General features: G+C 65.6%; 14 protein-coding genes. 11 read left to right on the forward strand and 3 right to left on the reverse strand.

The features are described 5' to 3' along the window. Positions 1-3: 3 nt before the first annotated feature. The 3 genes from ACMGDH_RS09330 to ACMGDH_RS09340 are packed head-to-tail and all read right to left on the reverse strand — an operon-like array spanning position 4 to position 4072. Complete coding sequence (locus tag ACMGDH_RS09330; protein ID WP_436827669.1) at positions 4-1572, reverse strand: sulfotransferase family protein; 1569 nt, start codon at positions 1570-1572, stop codon at positions 4-6. Between the two features lie 24 nt (positions 1573-1596). Continuing rightward, positions 1597-2523: a response regulator gene (locus ACMGDH_RS09335; protein WP_436827670.1), complete on the reverse strand. Its 927-nt coding sequence runs from the start codon at positions 2521-2523 to the stop codon at positions 1597-1599. Beyond that, positions 2513-4072 (reverse strand): ATP-binding response regulator, encoded by a 1560-nt coding sequence (locus ACMGDH_RS09340; protein WP_436827671.1) that lies wholly within the window; start codon positions 4070-4072, stop codon positions 2513-2515. The genes ACMGDH_RS09335 and ACMGDH_RS09340 overlap by 11 nt, the downstream gene beginning before the upstream one ends. 354 nt (positions 4073-4426) lie before the next feature. Here ACMGDH_RS09340 and ACMGDH_RS09345 point away from each other — a divergent pair, with 354 nt between their 5' ends. From ACMGDH_RS09345 to ACMGDH_RS09395, 11 genes are all read left to right on the forward strand, one after another. Further along, positions 4427-5479 carry a putative urea ABC transporter substrate-binding protein gene (locus ACMGDH_RS09345; RefSeq protein WP_436827672.1) on the forward strand — a complete coding sequence of 351 codons (1053 nt, stop codon included), beginning with the start codon at positions 4427-4429 and terminating at the stop codon, positions 5477-5479. Between the two features lie 10 nt (positions 5480-5489). Continuing rightward, positions 5490-6305 carry an ABC transporter permease gene (locus ACMGDH_RS09350; protein WP_436827673.1) on the forward strand — a complete coding sequence of 272 codons (816 nt, stop codon included), beginning with the start codon at positions 5490-5492 and terminating at the stop codon, positions 6303-6305. Next, positions 6302-7099: an ATP-binding cassette domain-containing protein gene (locus ACMGDH_RS09355; protein WP_436827674.1), complete on the forward strand. Its 798-nt coding sequence runs from the start codon at positions 6302-6304 to the stop codon at positions 7097-7099. Before ACMGDH_RS09350 ends, ACMGDH_RS09355 begins: the two co-directional genes overlap by 4 nt. Positions 7100-7142: 43 nt before the next feature. Beyond that, complete coding sequence (locus tag ACMGDH_RS09360; protein ID WP_436828230.1) at positions 7143-7586, forward strand: CopG family ribbon-helix-helix protein; 444 nt, start codon at positions 7143-7145, stop codon at positions 7584-7586. Continuing rightward, on the forward strand, positions 7583-8404 hold the full coding sequence (locus ACMGDH_RS09365) for an urea amidolyase associated protein UAAP1 (RefSeq protein WP_436827675.1): 822 nt from the start codon (positions 7583-7585) through the stop codon (positions 8402-8404). Before ACMGDH_RS09360 ends, ACMGDH_RS09365 begins: the two co-directional genes overlap by 4 nt. Beyond that, entirely contained in the window at positions 8404-9039 is a 636-nt protein-coding gene (locus tag ACMGDH_RS09370; RefSeq protein ID WP_436827676.1) for an urea amidolyase associated protein UAAP2, read from the forward strand. The genes ACMGDH_RS09365 and ACMGDH_RS09370 overlap by 1 nt, the downstream gene beginning before the upstream one ends. Beyond that, positions 9036-12635, forward strand: coding sequence for an urea carboxylase (gene uca / locus ACMGDH_RS09375; RefSeq protein WP_436827677.1), 3600 nt, complete (start codon positions 9036-9038; stop codon positions 12633-12635). The genes ACMGDH_RS09370 and uca overlap by 4 nt, the downstream gene beginning before the upstream one ends. Further along, a complete protein-coding gene (gene atzF / locus ACMGDH_RS09380; RefSeq protein WP_436827678.1) occupies positions 12632-14383 on the forward strand; it encodes an allophanate hydrolase in 1752 nt (583 codons plus the stop codon). Before uca ends, atzF begins: the two co-directional genes overlap by 4 nt. A gap of 78 nt (positions 14384-14461) precedes the next feature. Further along, a complete protein-coding gene (locus ACMGDH_RS09385) occupies positions 14462-14791 on the forward strand; it encodes a 2Fe-2S iron-sulfur cluster-binding protein (RefSeq protein WP_436827679.1) in 330 nt (109 codons plus the stop codon). A 163-nt stretch (positions 14792-14954) separates the two neighbouring features. Beyond that, entirely contained in the window at positions 14955-15941 is a 987-nt protein-coding gene (locus ACMGDH_RS09390) for a sterol desaturase family protein (protein WP_436827680.1), read from the forward strand. A 64-nt stretch (positions 15942-16005) separates the two neighbouring features. Then, positions 16006-16638 carry a hypothetical protein gene (locus ACMGDH_RS09395; RefSeq protein WP_436827681.1) on the forward strand — a complete coding sequence of 211 codons (633 nt, stop codon included), beginning with the start codon at positions 16006-16008 and terminating at the stop codon, positions 16636-16638. Positions 16639-16732 lie beyond the last annotated feature (94 nt).

Below are 16732 nucleotides of genomic sequence, written 5' to 3' on the forward strand. Positions count from 1 at the left end.
GGTTCAATCGACGCCGATGCCTTGCGCCTCCAGCCAGGCGCGCACCGGCTCCAGCGCGGCAGCATGCTTCCGCCAGCGTGCCACCGAATCCCGGTAGATCGGGCGACGGACCTGTGCGGCGCTCGGCGTCGATACCGCACCGGAATAAGCGTGAAAATTCAGGCATTCTTCCGACCAGTCGAGCCCGCAATGGGCCAACAGCCGCCGCGTCTCCCCTTCCTGATCCTCGACCAGCCCCTCGTAGCTGAGATCGAGGATGCGGCCGGGCAGCGCCTCGCGCCAGAACGCCATCAGCCGATCGAATCGCGCATAATAAGCAGCGATGTCGAGAAGATCGTAACTATAGTCATAGTAACGCGATCCGATCGCGAACAAATTTCGGAAGTTGGCGAGAATTGTATCCATCGGGTTCCGCCGCAGACAGACGATCGCCGCGTTCGGCAGCGCGCACGCCGCGATTCCCGCATAGAAGAAGTTGCCCGGGAACTTGTCGACGAAGCGCAGCGTCGGGGTCCGCCGGTGGTGGGCCGCGCGCGCCAGATAATCGCGACCGATCGCGCCCGCATCGCGCCCGGCCGCGGCCAGGATCGTCTCGGGATCCAGGACGGTGCGGCTGCGCGTTTGCGCCGCCGCCTTGACCGCTAGCGGCAGGGCCTGAAGCTCGCCGACACTCTCGACCCCGGGATGCGATGCCAGGATACGGTCGACCAAAGTCGTGCCGGTGCGCGGCATGCCGATCACGAAGATCGGCGCCTCGGTTGCGCCCTCCCCCATCGGCGCGTGCGCGACGAGAGGCCACGCCGCCTCGACCGCATCGAAGATCGCGGCATCCCGCGCGAAATCATAAGCGAGCGCGGCGCGGTGCGCGCTGTTGATCGTGACGAGGCGCTCGAGCGCCTCCTCCGAATCACCGATGTCCTCGAGCTCCTTCACCAGCGCATAGCCGGTCAGCAAACGATCGCGCCCCGGCGACGCGCGATCATGCACGGTGCGAAGCCGCGCCACATGGTTGCGCGCGGGAGTCTGCTTCCGCAGTCCGGCCAGCAGATGATGGGCCCTAGCGTCGTTCGGCGCGCGGCCGAGGATCAATTCGAGCACCGCTTCGGCTTCCTCGTTCCGGCCTAGGAAGCTCAACGTCGCCGCATGATTGTAACGGAACTGGTCGTTTTCCGGCGCGAGATCGACCGCGGCAACGAAATGCGGAAGCGCCGCCAGGTGATCGCCCAGGCGCGCATAGACGCATGCCATCGTATCGCGCCCGAGCGCATCAGCCGGCGGCGAGGCCTCGGCCGCGCGGAGCGTGGCCGCGGCATCGCCGTCGCGACGGACGAGCGTATAGAGCCGCGCGAGCTGCGCGCGATATTCGCCATGCGGCGCGATCGCGACCGCCTGCTCGATCTGGCGAATCCCGTCCTGCACGCGGCCGGCTTCGGCATCGGCGACACCGAGCAGGAAATATGCTTCGGCCTTGCCAGAGGCTTCCGACATGCGAACCGCGGCCAGGCGGCGTGCCCCGGCGAAATCGCCCTTCTCCAGCGCGGCGCGCCCCGCCGCGCTCAGGGGTTCTCCCATGCTCTGCAGCGCTCTCGTCATGATCTATTGCGACAGCGTGCTGACCGCGATCGCGGTGGCAGAAGCACGATTCTCCACGCCCATCTTCTCGAAGATCTGCTCCAGGTGCTTGTTCACGGTACGCGGGCTGATGTGCAGGATCTCGCTGATCTCCCGATTCTGCTTGCCGCGGCTGATCCAGACCAGAACCTCGGCCTCGCGCGACGTCAGGCCATGACGCTCGGCAAGTAACCGTTCGGCGTCCCCCTCCCGCCGCTCGGTCAGCCGGAACAGCCATTCGTCGGCGTTGCTCTGGCGCAGGAACGTGCATTCCACCGCACTCTGATCGATCTTGAACGAAGCCTGGGCTCCGGGCGGCACCCCGGGCTGCTGCAGGGGTCTCACCGTGGCGGCAAGCTGTTCCGGCAACCGACCGTCGCGCGGTGCCCAGCCGGGGAACAGCCGCTCGATAGTGGCAGTCGCCAATGGCGTCAGCCAGATGGTCGCGCCGGCAGCGTCGATCGCGAAGGACGGTCGGCCGGCGGTGTCGAGCGCGAGCTGGCTGCCCTGCGCGACGCGCGCATTGGCAAGATGCACCGACACGCGCGCCAGCAATTCATCGACCACGATCGGCTTGTGGACATAATCGACTCCGCCTGCCTCCAGCCCGTGCACGACATGCTCGGTCTCGGTCAGTCCGGTCATGAAGATCACCGGCAAATGGTGGAAGCGGCTGTCCGACTTTATCCTGCGCGTGGTCTTGAAGCCGTCCAGACCGGGCATCACGGCATCCATCAGTACCAGATCGGGCGTGACATGTTCGAGCAGCTCGAGCGCGGCGAGGCCGTCGACCGCGATTAAGACGGTCATGCCGGCATGCTCGAGCGTGCTGGTCAGAAAGTGCAGCGATTCAGGCGTGTCGTCGACGACGAGAATCGTCGCGCGCGTTCCGCTTCCCGGGCTAGTCGCCATTGCCGAGCCTCCGGGCAAGCCCGCGCAGATCGAAATCGTCCAGATGGCGCCGCATCTCGGCGACCGCCCCGGCGCTGTCCGGCACTTCAGCCTCGAGCTCGGCGAGGAGCTTTTCGATGCCGCGGACATGGCCGGTTTTGACATGGTGCCGCAGGCTCATGAGATAGGGCTCAGCCTCCGGGGGAAGCGAGCCGGGAGACTGGCTCGCCTGGCGACTGGCCTCACCGTCACCGGACGCGATCCAATTGATGCCGAGCTGGCGGCCGATCGTATCCAGCAGCGCATCGAGATCGACCGGTTTGGAAAGGAAGGCGCCATGGTGGCTCTGACCATCTCCGCCCGCGCGATACTCATGGGCATTGGCAGAGACCATGACGATCCGCAGCAACGGCCCGAACCTCGTGCGCAACTGCGCGGCGACCTCCCATCCGCTGCAGCCCGGCATCTGGATGTCGAGCAGGACCAGATCCGGAGCGCAACTCTCGGCCAGCGCAAACCCCTCGGCGCCGCTCGTCGCCGCGAAAACGACGAAGTCCAGCGGCCGCAGCAGGCGCTGCACGACGATGAGCTGAGAGGGATCGTCGTCTATGATCAGGATCGTCTTCCGATCGCCGTTGTAGCCGGTCACGCGATCATGGGCGGGCGTGCCCGTTGGGGCGGCCATTGGTTCAGGCAATAGCATCTGGAGGCGAAAGCTGCTGCCGCGGCCCACCTCGCTCGACACCGTCACCTCCCCGCCGAGTATCCGCGCGAGAACACGGGTGATGGCCAGGCCGAGGCCGATCCCGGGCTGCATCGCTGAATCGGGCAAAATGCAGCGCTCGAACGGCTCGAAGATTCTCTCCAGATCCTCGGGCGCGATTCCGATGCCGGTGTCGGTGACGTCGATCTGGGCCATTTGACTGCGATACCGAATCGTCAGCGTCGCGCCGCCCTTGTCGGTATATTTTATGGCGTTGGAGAGCAGATTGATGAGAACCTGCCGCAGCCTTTTCTCATCGGTGCGGACGAACGGCGGCAACCGGCCTTCGATCTTATATTCGAGCGAAAGGCCCTTGGCCGCCGCCTGCATGCGGAACATGTCGACCACCTGATCGAGAAGAGCCGGCAGGCGAACGATGTCCTGCCTGAGCTTAAGCACACCGCTCTCGATCCGCGATATATCCAGCAGCCCTTCGACGAGGTTGGTGAGATGCTCAGCGGACCGTCGGATCACGCTGCCGGCTTCAACCGGCGGGATCGGGTCTTCGCGCTCGAGAAGCTGGGCATAACCATAGATGGCATTGAGCGGCGAACGGATTTCGTGACTCACCGCGACAAGGTAGCGGGTTTTCGCGGCGTTGGCAGCCTCTGCCGCCTCCTTCGCGCGGGCGAGTTCGCCTAGGGTCAGCCGATGAGCGGCGATCTCATCCTGCAGAATTTGTGTCTGGCGCAGACGCTCCCGCCGCGCTTTTTGGCGCGCGCCGCGTGCCATGATGAACATCGTCACGATCAGACCGACGACGGCGACTGCCGCACCTAATAATATCCCTCGGAACGCATGTGCCATCGCTCAGCCTATACTCGGTCTCGCCGAAGATCAGGCCTGTTCTTCGCCCCCTGCAGCCTGGCACGAGCATGATCGGCGCGTATCGCCACCCGATGCCCCGACGGCGCGGTTCTCTGCTGGATATCGGGAGCCGACCAAGCCGCAAAGCCATCTCGGATGGTGCGCAAATGACGCATTGCAGCATCATAAAATGAGGTGGCACGTCTCATGGGCTCGATATATATTTTATTACCGGATTGCGCAAACGTAATATCGTAGGCAGTGTACACCCTACGATTTCCGAGCGTTTCGGGGCGCGCGGCGCGGAGCAAAGGGAAGAACATGGCAAACTGGATGTCAAAAACGGGTTTGGCGATGGCAACCTTGGCCATGCTTCTCACCACCTCATGCGGTGGCGGTGCACAACAGGATGCTGCACCGCGGAATGACTTCTCGATCGGATGGTCGATCTATGCCGGCTGGATGCCGTGGCCCTATGCCCAGAAAGCCGGCATCGTGAAGAAGTGGGCGGACAAATACGGCGTCAAGATCAACTTCGTGCAGGTCAACGACTACGTCGAGTCGGTGAACCAGTTCAGCGCCGGCAAGCTCGACGGCGTCACCGTTACCAACATGGACGCGCTCACCATCCCCGCCGCCGGCGGCAAGGACACGAGTGCGATCATTCTGGGCGACTATTCGGACGGCAATGACGGCATCGTCCTGAAGAACGCATCGAGCCTGGCCGACATCAAGGGACGTACCGTCTATCTCGTCGAACTATCGGTTTCGCACTATCTGCTGGCACGCGCGCTCTCCACCGCCGGGCTGCAGCTTTCCGACGTGAAGACCGTGAACACGTCCGATGCCGATATCGTCGGCGCCTTCGCCAATTCCGCCACCAACGCTGCGGTCACCTGGAACCCGCAGCTCACCGAACTCGCCAGGATGCCGAATGCGAAGTTGGTCTTCGATTCGCATCAGGTGCCCGCCGAAATCCTCGACCTGCTCGCCGTCGACACTGCCACCCTCAAGGCCAATCCCAATCTTGGCAAGGCGCTGGCCGGCATTTGGTACGAGACGATCACGCTGATGCACCGGAAGGATGCTGCGGGCGCCGCGGCCCGTGCCGAGATGGCGAAGATGGCCGGATCGACTCCGCAGGCGTTCGACGCGCAGCTAACCACCACGCACTTCTACGATACGCCGCAGAATGCCGTGGCCGCGCTCAAATCGCCTGTCCTCGCCGATACGATGATCAAGGTGCGTGACTTCAGCTTCTCGAAGGGCCTGTTCGGCACCGGCGCCAAATCGGCCGACACGGTCGGCATCAGCCTGCCGGACGGAAAGACACTCGGCGATCCGAACAATGTGAAGCTGCGCTTCGATCCAAGCTTCATGGAACAGGCCGCGGCGGGCAAGCTCTGAGCTCGCCACGATGCGCTGGGTAAACATCAAGCCAAACCGCCGCACCGCGGTCCTGCTCGGAACATTGCCGCTGCTTGTGGCCCTGATCGGATATCTGATCGCTTCGGCGACCCGCCACGCCGCCAATGCCTCGGACAAGGTGCTGCCCACGCCCGCGGCGATGGCGGACGCGATGCGCGGCCTGCTCTTCGAGGCGGATCCGCTGAGCGGCCGGGTCATCTTCTGGGCGGACACGGCCGCGAGCCTTGAGCGGCTCTTTCTCGGACTCGGCATCTGCGCACTGTCGGCGCTGCTCGTCGGCATGGTACTGGGCGTCCTGCCGGCCGCGCGCGCGACCTTCGGGGCATTCGTCACGACCGTCGCGGTGATCCCGCCTATCGCGCTCCTGCCGATCCTCTTCATCGCCTTCGGGCTCGGCGAGACGGCGAAAGTCGCGCTGATCGTGATCGGCGTCGCCCCCTTCCTGATCCGCGACCTCGCCAGCCATGTCGCGGCACTCCCGCAGGAGCAATTGGTCAAGGCACAAACGCTGGGCGCGAGCAGCTGGCAGCTCGCATTGCGTGTCGCCCTCCCGCAGGCGCTCCCACGCCTGATTGCGGGACTTCGCCTGTCGCTGGGACCGGCCTGGGTCTACCTCATCTCGGCCGAGGCGATCGCGTCCGACGTCGGGCTCGGATACCGGATCTTCCTCGTCCGCCGCTATCTCTCGATGGATGTCATCATTCCCTATGTCGCCTGGATTTCGCTGCTCGCGATCCTGACGGATGTACTGCTCCTGCAGCTGAGCCGCCGCGCCTTCGCATGGGCGCATCAGGGCCAGCGATGAGCGACCTCCTCGCCTTCCAAAATGTCTGGCTCGAATATGGCGAGAAGATCGTGCTCGAGCGCGTGAATCTCGGCATCGCCGAGCGCAGCTTCGTCTCCATCGTCGGACCATCCGGCTCGGGTAAGAGCAGCTTCCTGCGCCTCGCGCTGGGTCAGGAAACCGCCAGCCGTGGCAACATCCTGCTCGACGGCAAGATCCTCACGCCCGAATGCGGGCCCGATCGCGGCGTGGTCTTCCAGCGCTATTCGGTGTTTCCGCACCTGACCGCGCTGCGCAACGTGATGTTCGGACGGGAGTGCGCGAAGGCGCCCTTTACCGCGCGTCTCTTCGGTGCCGCCCGGCGCCGCGCGGCCGAGGAAGCCGAGGCGATGCTGATCGAAGTGGGTCTCGGCGATTCGCTCGATCTGTATCCGTCGCAACTTTCGGGCGGCATGCAGCAACGCCTCGCGATCGCCCAGGCGCTGATGGCGCGGCCGCGCGCGCTGCTGCTCGACGAGCCGTTCGGCGCGCTCGATCCCGGCATCCGGCAGGACATGCACCGGCTCATCCTGCGGCTGTGGGAGGAACATGGGCTCACGGTGCTGATGGTGACGCACGACATCGTCGAAGCCTTCAAACTCGGCACGCGCGTACTGGCATTCGACAAGCGCCGCATCGATCCGCACGCGCCGCACCGCTTCGGCGCGACCGCGGTCTACGACCTGCCGCTCACGAACAAACTGCCGCTCGACACGCCCGAAGAATCGGTGTCAATTATTACGATTGACAGAATCGGTAATAACTTTGAGGGTTAAATCCGTGAACGACACCCCTCCCTCCAGTCTGGCCCGGCTCAGCATGAGCCTGCCTGCCGAACTCTCCCGCCAGCTTGACCTGATGGTGGAGGAGCGCGGCTTGCCCTCGCGTTCCCAGCTGATCGCGGAGCTGATCCGCAACGAACTTGCCCAGCACGGCGCCACCATGCGGCCGGAGGACATGCTCGCCGGCACGATCACGCTGGTCTATCGCGGCGACATGGGGCGCGTGCGCCACCAGCTCGCGCAGACCCAGGCCGAATATCTCAAGGAAGTGATCTCCTCGCAGCACGTCTTCCTCGAGGACGACCAGTCGCTCGAGGTGCTGCTCGTGCAGGGCCCGGCGGTCCGGCTGCGCGATCTGTGCGACGCGCTGCGCAAGGTACGCGGCGTGCAGCAGCTCCGGCTCTTCACCACCACAGCGCTTCTGCCGCCGCTCCACGAGCAGGAGCGCGGCGCGCCACGAACGGGGGACAAGGCGGCATGAGCGCAACGCTTGCCGATCCCAATGCCGCGCGCGCGCACGCCCGTGCCATGGAGGGCACCGTCGTCGAGGCGATGCCGATCCTGCCGCCCCGCGCCGACGATCTGCCGGCGGGCGTCGCGTCCGGCGACCTGCTCTGGGAAGAGACGATCGCGGGAGGCGGCTATGCCTCCCGAGTCCTCGCGCGGGGCACGCGACTGCGGCTGATCGATCTCGAGGGCGATGCCTGCGCGTCGCTGCTGCTGTTCAACGCCGCCACGCCGACCGAGCGGCTCAACATCGCCGATACCGTCAAGGTGCAATGGGATGCCTATCCCTCGGCAGGCAGCCTGCTGCTGTCGGACATGGGCCGCGTCCTCGCCAGTATCGAGCAGGACGATGCCGGTACCCATGATGCCTTTTGCGGCGCTTCCAGCGAAGCGTCGAACCGGCGCCATTATGGCGACGGGCGCAACTCCGGCGCCCATCCCAATGCGCGCGACCGGCTGCTGCTCGGTGCCGCGAAACATGGGCTGGGCCGCCGCGACGTCCATCCCTGCATCAATCTGTTCAAGGGGGTGCGGATCGCCGCCGACGGCGCCATCGTGCCGGAACTCGGCCCCTTCGCACCGGGCCGCTCGCTCGTCCTGCGCGCCGAGATGGACCTGATCCTGGTCATCGCCAACTGCCCGCATGTTCTCGACCGACGGCCGTGGCGCATCACGCCGCTGCGCGCCACCGCCTGGCGCGGCCCGGTCACCGATGCGGACGACCCGATCCGCAATGCGACGCCCGAACGGCGACGTGCCTTCCTCAACACCGAAGATCTGTATCGCCGCTGATGGAAAACGATCCGCATTTCGCCGGCCTTGCCGGCCAGCTCGTCCACGACGAAATCGTGGCCGCCCGTGCTCCCTGGATGCATCGCGTCCGTGCCGGGGAAACGCTCCGCATCATCGACCTGGAGGGCAATCAGGCAGTCGATTTCCTGCTCTACGCCACCGATGACGATGCCGAGCGCTACAGCGCGCAGGACACGGTCGCGGCGCAGGCCAACATCTTCCTGCGTACCGGCAGCGTGCTGCTTTCCAGCGAAGGCCGGCCGATGATGACGATCACCGGTACCTCGGTCGAATATCACGACACGATCGGCGGCGCCTGCTCGTGCGAGTCCAACAGCCTGCGCTACGGTCATCACACCAAAGCGCAGCACAGCTGCGTCGACAATTTCCTCGAAGCCAATCTGCGCGAGGGCCGCGGCAAGCGCGACATGGTTTCGAACGTCAATTTCTTCATGAACGTGCCGGTCGAGGCGGACGGGGCGCTCGGTATCGTCGACGGAATTTCCGCACCGGGCCTTTCCGTCGACCTTCGCGCCGAAATGGACGTGACCGTCGTCGTGTCGAACTGCCCGCAGATCAACAATCCCTGCAACGGCTTCAATCCCACCCCCGTCCGCATGATCGTGACCGCATGAGCTTCGGCACCGTCCTGATCGCCAATCGCGGGGCGATCGCCTGCCGGATCATCCGCACGCTGCGCAATATGGGCATTCGCTCGGTCGCCGTCTTCTCCGACGCCGACGAGGCTTCGCGCCATGTCGCCGAAGCCGATATCGCCGTGCGGATCGGCCCCGGCCCGGCAGCGGAAAGCTATCTTGACATGGCACGCATTCTCGCCGCCGCGCGCGAGACGGGCGCCGACGCGATCCATCCCGGCTATGGCTTCCTCTCGGAGAATGCCGACTTTGCCGAGGCTTGTGCCGCCGCCGGCATCGCCTTTATCGGGCCGCAGCCGGACAATATCCGCGCCTTCGGCCTGAAGCACAGCGCCCGCGCCCTGGCCGAGGCCGAAGGCGTGCCACTGGCGCCCGGCACCGGGCTGCTGGCGGATGCAGAGGCGGCAATCGAGGCCGCGGCGCGGATCGGCTATCCCGTGATGCTCAAGGCGACCGCCGGCGGCGGCGGCATCGGCATGCGCGTATGCGCCGATGCCGCGGCGGTGCGCGAGGGCTATGCCGCGGTGGCGCGGCTCGGCGCCGGCAATTTCGGCGATGCCGGCCTCTTCCTCGAACGCTTCGTGCCCCGCGCCCGGCATGTCGAAGTCCAGATCTTCGGCGACGGCACGGGCCGCGTCGTCGCACTCGGCGAGCGCGATTGCTCGCTCCAGCGCCGCAACCAGAAAGTGATCGAGGAGGCCCCTGCCCCCAATCTTCCCGAACATGTCCGCGTCGCGCTGACCGAAGCGGCGGTGCGGCTGGGGGCAGCCGCCCGCTATCGCTCGGCCGGGACGGTCGAATTCCTCTACGATGCAGAGCGGCAGGACTGGTTCTTCCTCGAGGTCAACACGCGGCTTCAGGTCGAGCACGGCGTGACCGAAGAAGTGACCGGCATCGACCTGGTCGAGTGGATGGTCCGAGGCGCGGCCGGCGACTACGCCTTTCTCGACGCCCCCGTCCCGGCCCCGCGCGGCTGGGCGATACAGGCGCGGCTCTATGCCGAGGACCCTGCGGTCGATTTCCGGCCCGCCGCGGGCTTGCTCACCGAAGCCGCCTTCCCGAACGAGACCCGGATCGAGACCTGGGTCGAGAGCGGGGCGAAGGTCTCGCCCTTCTACGATCCGATGATCGCCAAGCTGATCGTGCATGGGAAGGATCGCGACGCCGCGGTCACGGCGATGCAGGCGGCGCTCGACGCGACGCGCTTGGCCGGTATCGAGACGAACCTGCGCTGGCTGCGCGACGTAGCGCGCGCCGACGATTTCGTGTCGGGCGACGTCTCCACGCGCTCGCTCGAGCAGGTTGAGCATCATCCGCGCAGCATCTCGGTGCGCTCGGCCGGCACGCTCACGACCGTACAGGATTTTCCGGGGCGGATCGGGCTGTGGGATGTCGGCGTGCCGCCATCCGGACCGATGGACGCCCGCGCCTTCCGGCTCGGCAATGCGCTGCTCGGGAACGATGCGGCGGCCACTGGGCTCGAGATCACGGTTACGGGCCCCACGCTCCAGTTCAACACGCCGACGCGCATCTGCCTGACCGGGGCCGAGTTCGACGCCACGCTCGACGGCAAGCCGGTGCCGCGCAACCAGGCGCTCACGGTCGACAAGGGCCAGCTCCTGGCGCTCGGCCGCGTCCGCGGCGGCGGCATGCGTGGCTACATCCTGTTCGCCGGCGGCCTCGACATTCCCGCCTATCTCGGCAGCGGCAGCACCTTCGATCTGGGTGAGTTCGGCGGGCACGGCGGCCGCAGGCTGCTCGCGGGCGACACGCTTCATCTGGCGCCGCACCCGCCCGCCGTTATCCCCGGGCCCCGAATGGTCGAGCAGCCGGCGTTCGGCCCGGACTGGACGATCCGCGTACTCTACGGTCCGCACGGCGCACCCGATTTCTTCGCCCCCGAGGACATCGAGACGTTCCTGACGGCCGATTGGCGCGTCCATTACAACAGCAACCGTACCGGCGTCCGCCTCGTCGGGCCCAAGCCGCACTGGGCACGCCGGGACGGGGGCGAGGCGGGGCTCCATCCGTCCAACATCCACGACAATCCCTATGCGATCGGCGCGCTCGACTTCACGGGCGACATGCCGATCATTCTCGGCCCCGACGGCCCCTCGCTCGGCGGGTTCGTCTGCCCGTTCGTGGTGATCGCGGCCGATCTCTGGAAAATCGGCCAACTCGCACCGGGCGACAGCATCCGGTTCCAAGACGTCAGGCTCGCCGATGCCGATGCCGCGAGCGCGGCCGAAGAGGAATGGATCGAGGGCCGCCCCGCCCGCTCCTCCGCGAAGACCGCCGGCGGCGGATCGGACGCGATCCTGGCCGAGATCGCGCCGCAGGGTCGCAGTCCACGCGTCCTGTATCGCCGGCAGGGCGACCGTAACCTGCTCGTCGAATATGGCCCCATCACGCTGGATCTCGAGCTGCGCCTGCGGGTCCATGCCGCCACGACGGCGCTTGCCGCGTTGGATCTGCCCGGCATCCTCGACATCGTACCCGGCATCCGTTCCTTCCAGGTCCATATCGACGGCGTGCGCATCCGGGAGGACGAACTCCTCGATCGGCTGATGGCCATCGAACGAGAGCTCGGCGAACTCGACGACTTCGCGATCCCCTCGCGCATCGTGCATCTCCCGCTGAGCTGGGACGATCCCGCCATTCACGAGACGATCGAGCGCTACATGGCCGTGGTGCGCGACGACGCACCCTGGTGCCCGGACAATATCGAATTCATCCGTCGCGCCAACGGGCTGGAAAGCGCGGACGACGTCTATCGCACGGTCTTCGACGCGAGCTACCTCGTCTATGGGCTCGGGGACGTCTACCTGGGCGCGCCGGTGGCGACACCGATCGATCCGCGCCACCGGCTGGTGACGACCAAGTACAATCCGGCGCGCACCTGGACGCCACCCAATGTCGTCGGCATCGGCGGCGCCTATATGTGCATCTACGGGATGGAGGGCCCGGGCGGTTATCAGCTGTTCGGCCGCACCATCCAGGTGTGGAACACCTGGCGGCAGGGCGGCGCCTTCTCCGAAGGCAAGCCCTGGCTGCTGCGCTTCTTCGACCAAATCCGGTTCTTTCCCGTCAGCCACGAGGAGCTTACCGAGTGGCGCCGTGATTTCCCGCTCGGCCGCCGCACGATCGAGATCGAGGAGACAGAGTTTCGCCTCGCCGACTATCGCGCCTTCCTCGCCGAGAATGCGGAGTCGATCACGGCGTTCGAAGCGCGCCGCAATGCTGCTTTTGCCGCCGAGCGCGCCGAATGGGAGCGGCGCGGCGAGTTCGATCGCATCGCCAGCCTTACCGAAGCGGTCGATGACAAGCCCGCCGACGTCATCACGCTTCCCGAAGGTGCGGAGCTGGTCGAGGCGCCCTTTGGCGGCAGTATTTGGAAGTTGATGAAAGCACCCGGCGACCTTGTCGCTGCCGGTGAGACCATCGCCGTGATGGAGGCGATGAAGACCGAATTTCCGCTCGTAAGCCCGGCCGCGGGGACGGTGGCGGCCCTCTATGTCGCGGAGCGGCAAAGCGTCATGCCCGGCGCGCCGATGCTGGCGCTGATCCGCACATGACCGCGCTCGATCGCCTGTCCGCCGAAGCCATCGCCGCCGACGTGCGGTCGGGGCGCCGCACCGCCGCCGACGTGATGGAAGAAGTCCTCCGGCGCCTCGACTGCTATGATGCCGTGCAGTCCACGGTCTGGATATCCCGCTTCGATGCCGTCGCGCTCCGTGCCGTCGCAGCCGCAGTCGACGAGCGGGTCACCGGCGGCGAAGCGCTGCCGCTTGCCGGCGTGCCGTTCGCGGTGAAGGACAATATCGACGTCGCCGGCCTCGATACGACGGCCGCCTGTCCCGCCTTCACCTACACGCCGCCACGATCGGCGACGGTGGTCGAGCGCCTGGTTGCCGCCGGAGCCATTCCCGTCGGCAAGACCAATCTCGACCAGTTCGCCACCGGCCTCAACGGCACCCGCAGCCCCTATGGCATTCCGCGCAACGCCTATAACCGGGCATGGGTGAGCGGCGGATCGAGTTCGGGCTCGGCGGTCGCGGTGGCAGCCGGGCTGGTCGCCTTCGCGCTCGGCACCGACACTGCGGGATCGGGCCGCGTGCCCGCAGCCTTCAATCACCTGATCGGTTTCAAGCCGACGCGGGGACGGTGGAGCAGCCGCGGGCTCGTCCCCGCCTGCCGCACGCTCGATTGCATCACGGTCTTCGCCGGGACGGCCGAGGATGCTGGGCTCGTCGATGCCATCGTCGCCGGCTTCGATCGCGAGGACAGCTTCTCGCGCGCGTTCGACGACGTGCCGCGCGCGCGCCGCCGGATCGGCGCCCCGCGCGTCGACCAGCGCCCCTGGTTCGGCGATATCGAGTCCGGCTTCCTCTACGACGCGGCGCTGGCCGGCCTCGATGCCGAGCTGGTCGAGATCGATATGACGCCGCTCAACGAAGCGGCGCGGCTGCTCTATAACGGCCCCTGGATCGCCGAGCGGACCGCCGCGCTTCACGACCTGCTTCGGGATGATCCGGATGCGATTCATCCGGTGGTCCGCAGCATCGTCGAGGAGGGGCTGGCCTGCAGCGCAGTCGATGCCTTCGCGGCAAGCTACCGGCTCGCCGACCTAGCCCGGGCGGCGGAGGAAATGTGGGCGACGGTCGACCTGCTCGCCTTGCCGACGGCCCCGACCAGCTATCGCGTGGCCGAGATGCTCGCCGCGCCGATCGCGCTCAACGCGAGCCTCGGTGCGTATACCAATTTCGTCAATCTGCTCGACATGGCCGCGATCGCGGTCCCGGCGGGCCGGTATCACAGCGGCGTCGGCTTCGGCGTCACGCTGATGGGCCCCGCCGGCAGCGATCGCAGCCTGATCGATATGGCGAAGACTCTTTTCCCCGCGCCGGCCGCCCTGCCGCAGCTCGACCTGGAGGGACGCATGGAGACCGTGAAGCTGGCCGTCGTGGGCGCACACCTGAAGGACATGCCGTTGCACTGGCAACTGACCTCCCGCGACGCGCGCTTCATCGGCGAGGCCCGTACTGCCCCCGCCTACCGTCTCTATGCGATGGCGGACAGCGTGCCTCCCAAGCCGGCGCTCGTGCACAGCGGCGATGGCGCCGCGATCGCGCTCGAAATCTATGAGCTCGACATGGCGGCGTTCGGCAGCTTCGTCGCCGAGGTCCCGCCTCCCCTCGCGATCGGCACCGTGACGCTGGAGGACGGCAGTCTGGTCAAGGGTTTCGTCGCCGAACCACGCGCGACCGTCAATGCCGAGGACATCACCGCGCTGGGCGGATGGCGGCGCTATCTCCAGCGATAGAGGCCCTCCCGGATGCACCGAAAATCAACCCGCGGCGCTCTGGCCGGAGCGCGTCCCAATGCATGGAGTAATGAGAGCATGACCGAAGCGAGGATCCAGCTGCATGTCGTGGATCTGGCGGGCGGAACCCGTGAGATCGAGGGCGCGATCGGCCATTCGCTGATGGAGATCATCCGGTCGGCCGGGATCGATGACATTCCGGCCTTTTGTGGCGGCTGCTGTTCCTGTGCGAGCTGCCATGTCCACGTCGATCCGGCCTTCGTCTCGATGCTGCCCCCGATGTCGCCGGACGAGAACGATTTGCTGGACGGCTCGGAGCATCGCGCGGCCGGTTCACGCCTATCGTGCCAAATTCCGGCCTCGGCGGCGCTGAGTGGCATCCGGCTGACGATCGCCCCGCAGGAGTGATCGCACAGGCGACATCCTCAAGGTGGGTTAGGATCGCAAAGCTTCGGGTCGGCTTCCACCGAACAAGTGATTGATGAAAACGAACATATACGTCCGATGACGTATGCCGCCGCTGCGGAGACCCCGATATTCTAGAGCCGACACTCGGTATCGCGGGGACAAGATGGACGGAATTCGCGTCGGCAAAAGAGTGATCGGGGCACAGGCGCCGGTAACCATAGGCTGGGAGAACATCCCCAGGGTGGAAGGCGGGCCGGTGAAGCAGTTCGTCTTCACCTGGTTTCAGCCCACCATGTTGTTCGCGCTGATCGCGTTCTGGTACTACGCGCCCAATTCCATCGCCAAGGCATCGACCGCTATCGGCATCGGCATCGGCTTCAAGGTGCTGCTGCTGGGGCTCGAATGGGTGAACCCGCGCTACGCGAGCTGGCGCCTGACGTGGAAGGAACTGGTCACCGACCTGTTCTATGTTGGGCTCGGCTATACGCTACTCCGCCTGGTAGACAGCTATATTGGCGATGGAGCCATGATCGAAGCCATTCAGCAGTCCTTCGACTGGGACAAGTTCGCGTGGTTCATCGGGCTGCCGCTCCTGATGCAGGCCTTCCTGATCTCGTTTATCTTCGATTTCGGCCAGTACTGGATGCATCGCGGCATGCACAATTGGCATCCGCTGTGGCTGACCCACGCGCCACACCACTACATCACCCAATTGAACGTCAACAAAGGCGCAGTTGGCAACCCGATCGAGCTGTTCCTGATCGGACTCGGTGTCGGCGGATTCTTCGATTTCCTTCCCCGGGCCGCCTTGCTCGCCGGCTCCCTCGGCTTGGCGGTCGGCACCTACCAGCACATCAATGTCCGCTTCAACACGCCGCGCTGGTGGCGCTTCCTGTTCAACACTACCGAGCACCATAGCCTGCACCATTCGCAGGACTACGAGGCTAGCCGCAGCAATTATGCCAGTACCTGGATCATCATAGACCGCATGTTCGGCACATGCGTCGACGGCGAGGCAGAGCTGCTCGGCATGGAGGGCGGGCGACGGATGTCGGTCGGCGAGACGATGATCTATCCCTTCACCGAGGGCTGGAAGGCGCTCAAGGAACGATTTGGCCGGCCGGTGGCGGCTCCGATGCCCGCCGAGTGAGCGAACTGCTCCGCCTCCACGAGATTCCCTCTGCCCATTGGTAATGCTCTCAAAAGGAGATGATGTGAGCCCGCGTTTCATCGACTGGATCTGGCGGGTCAGGGGCAGCCTGGCGCTTGCTCCCGGGCAATCGGGCGACGATGCCTTTGACAAGCTCGCCCCCCTATTCCGCCAGACCGGCACCAGCCACGAACGGACAAACGATACGCTGACCTTCCGCAAGAAGGGCCAGGCGGCCCAGGACAAGATGTCCGTTTTTGATGGTGGCGTCCTGCAGATTGAAAAGAGCGCGGCCGGCTCTGTGCTGCGCTACCAGCTGACCAGTCGGGCGTTGATGTTCTGCTTTCTGGCGCCGCTGCTGTTTCTGGGCACCGCGCGGCTAACCGTAGCCGTCGCTGAGCTCCAAGAGTCCTCAATCGAAGCCTCGGACAAATCTGGGAAAATATCAGATACTTCGAAGAAGCCCGCCAAAAAGGATGCTGTTACGCCGATGAATCCGATAGACAAGTTTCTCGGCGCGCCCGCACCCGAAAAGCCTAAAAAGGAAGGCAAGGACAAGGAGACAGAAGGTAAGAAGCCGTCGCCAACGCCAGCCTATGTCTTTGCTGCAATCTTCGCTGCCCTCTATGTCGTCGGACGGATTCTAGAGGGGAGGTTGGTCAAGGTGCTATTTAAAAGGAGCTTGCTGAGCTCATAACCCTCCCCGTTCCAGCAGTTCTTGGTCAGTAGCACCGGTTTGTGGTATATCGGAGCCACCGATCCGTACGGATGCAGCCAAGCACCTGATAATG

The sequence above is a fragment of the Sphingomonas radicis genome (assembly GCF_051400635.1).
Lineage (GTDB): Bacteria > Pseudomonadota > Alphaproteobacteria > Sphingomonadales > Sphingomonadaceae > Sphingomonas.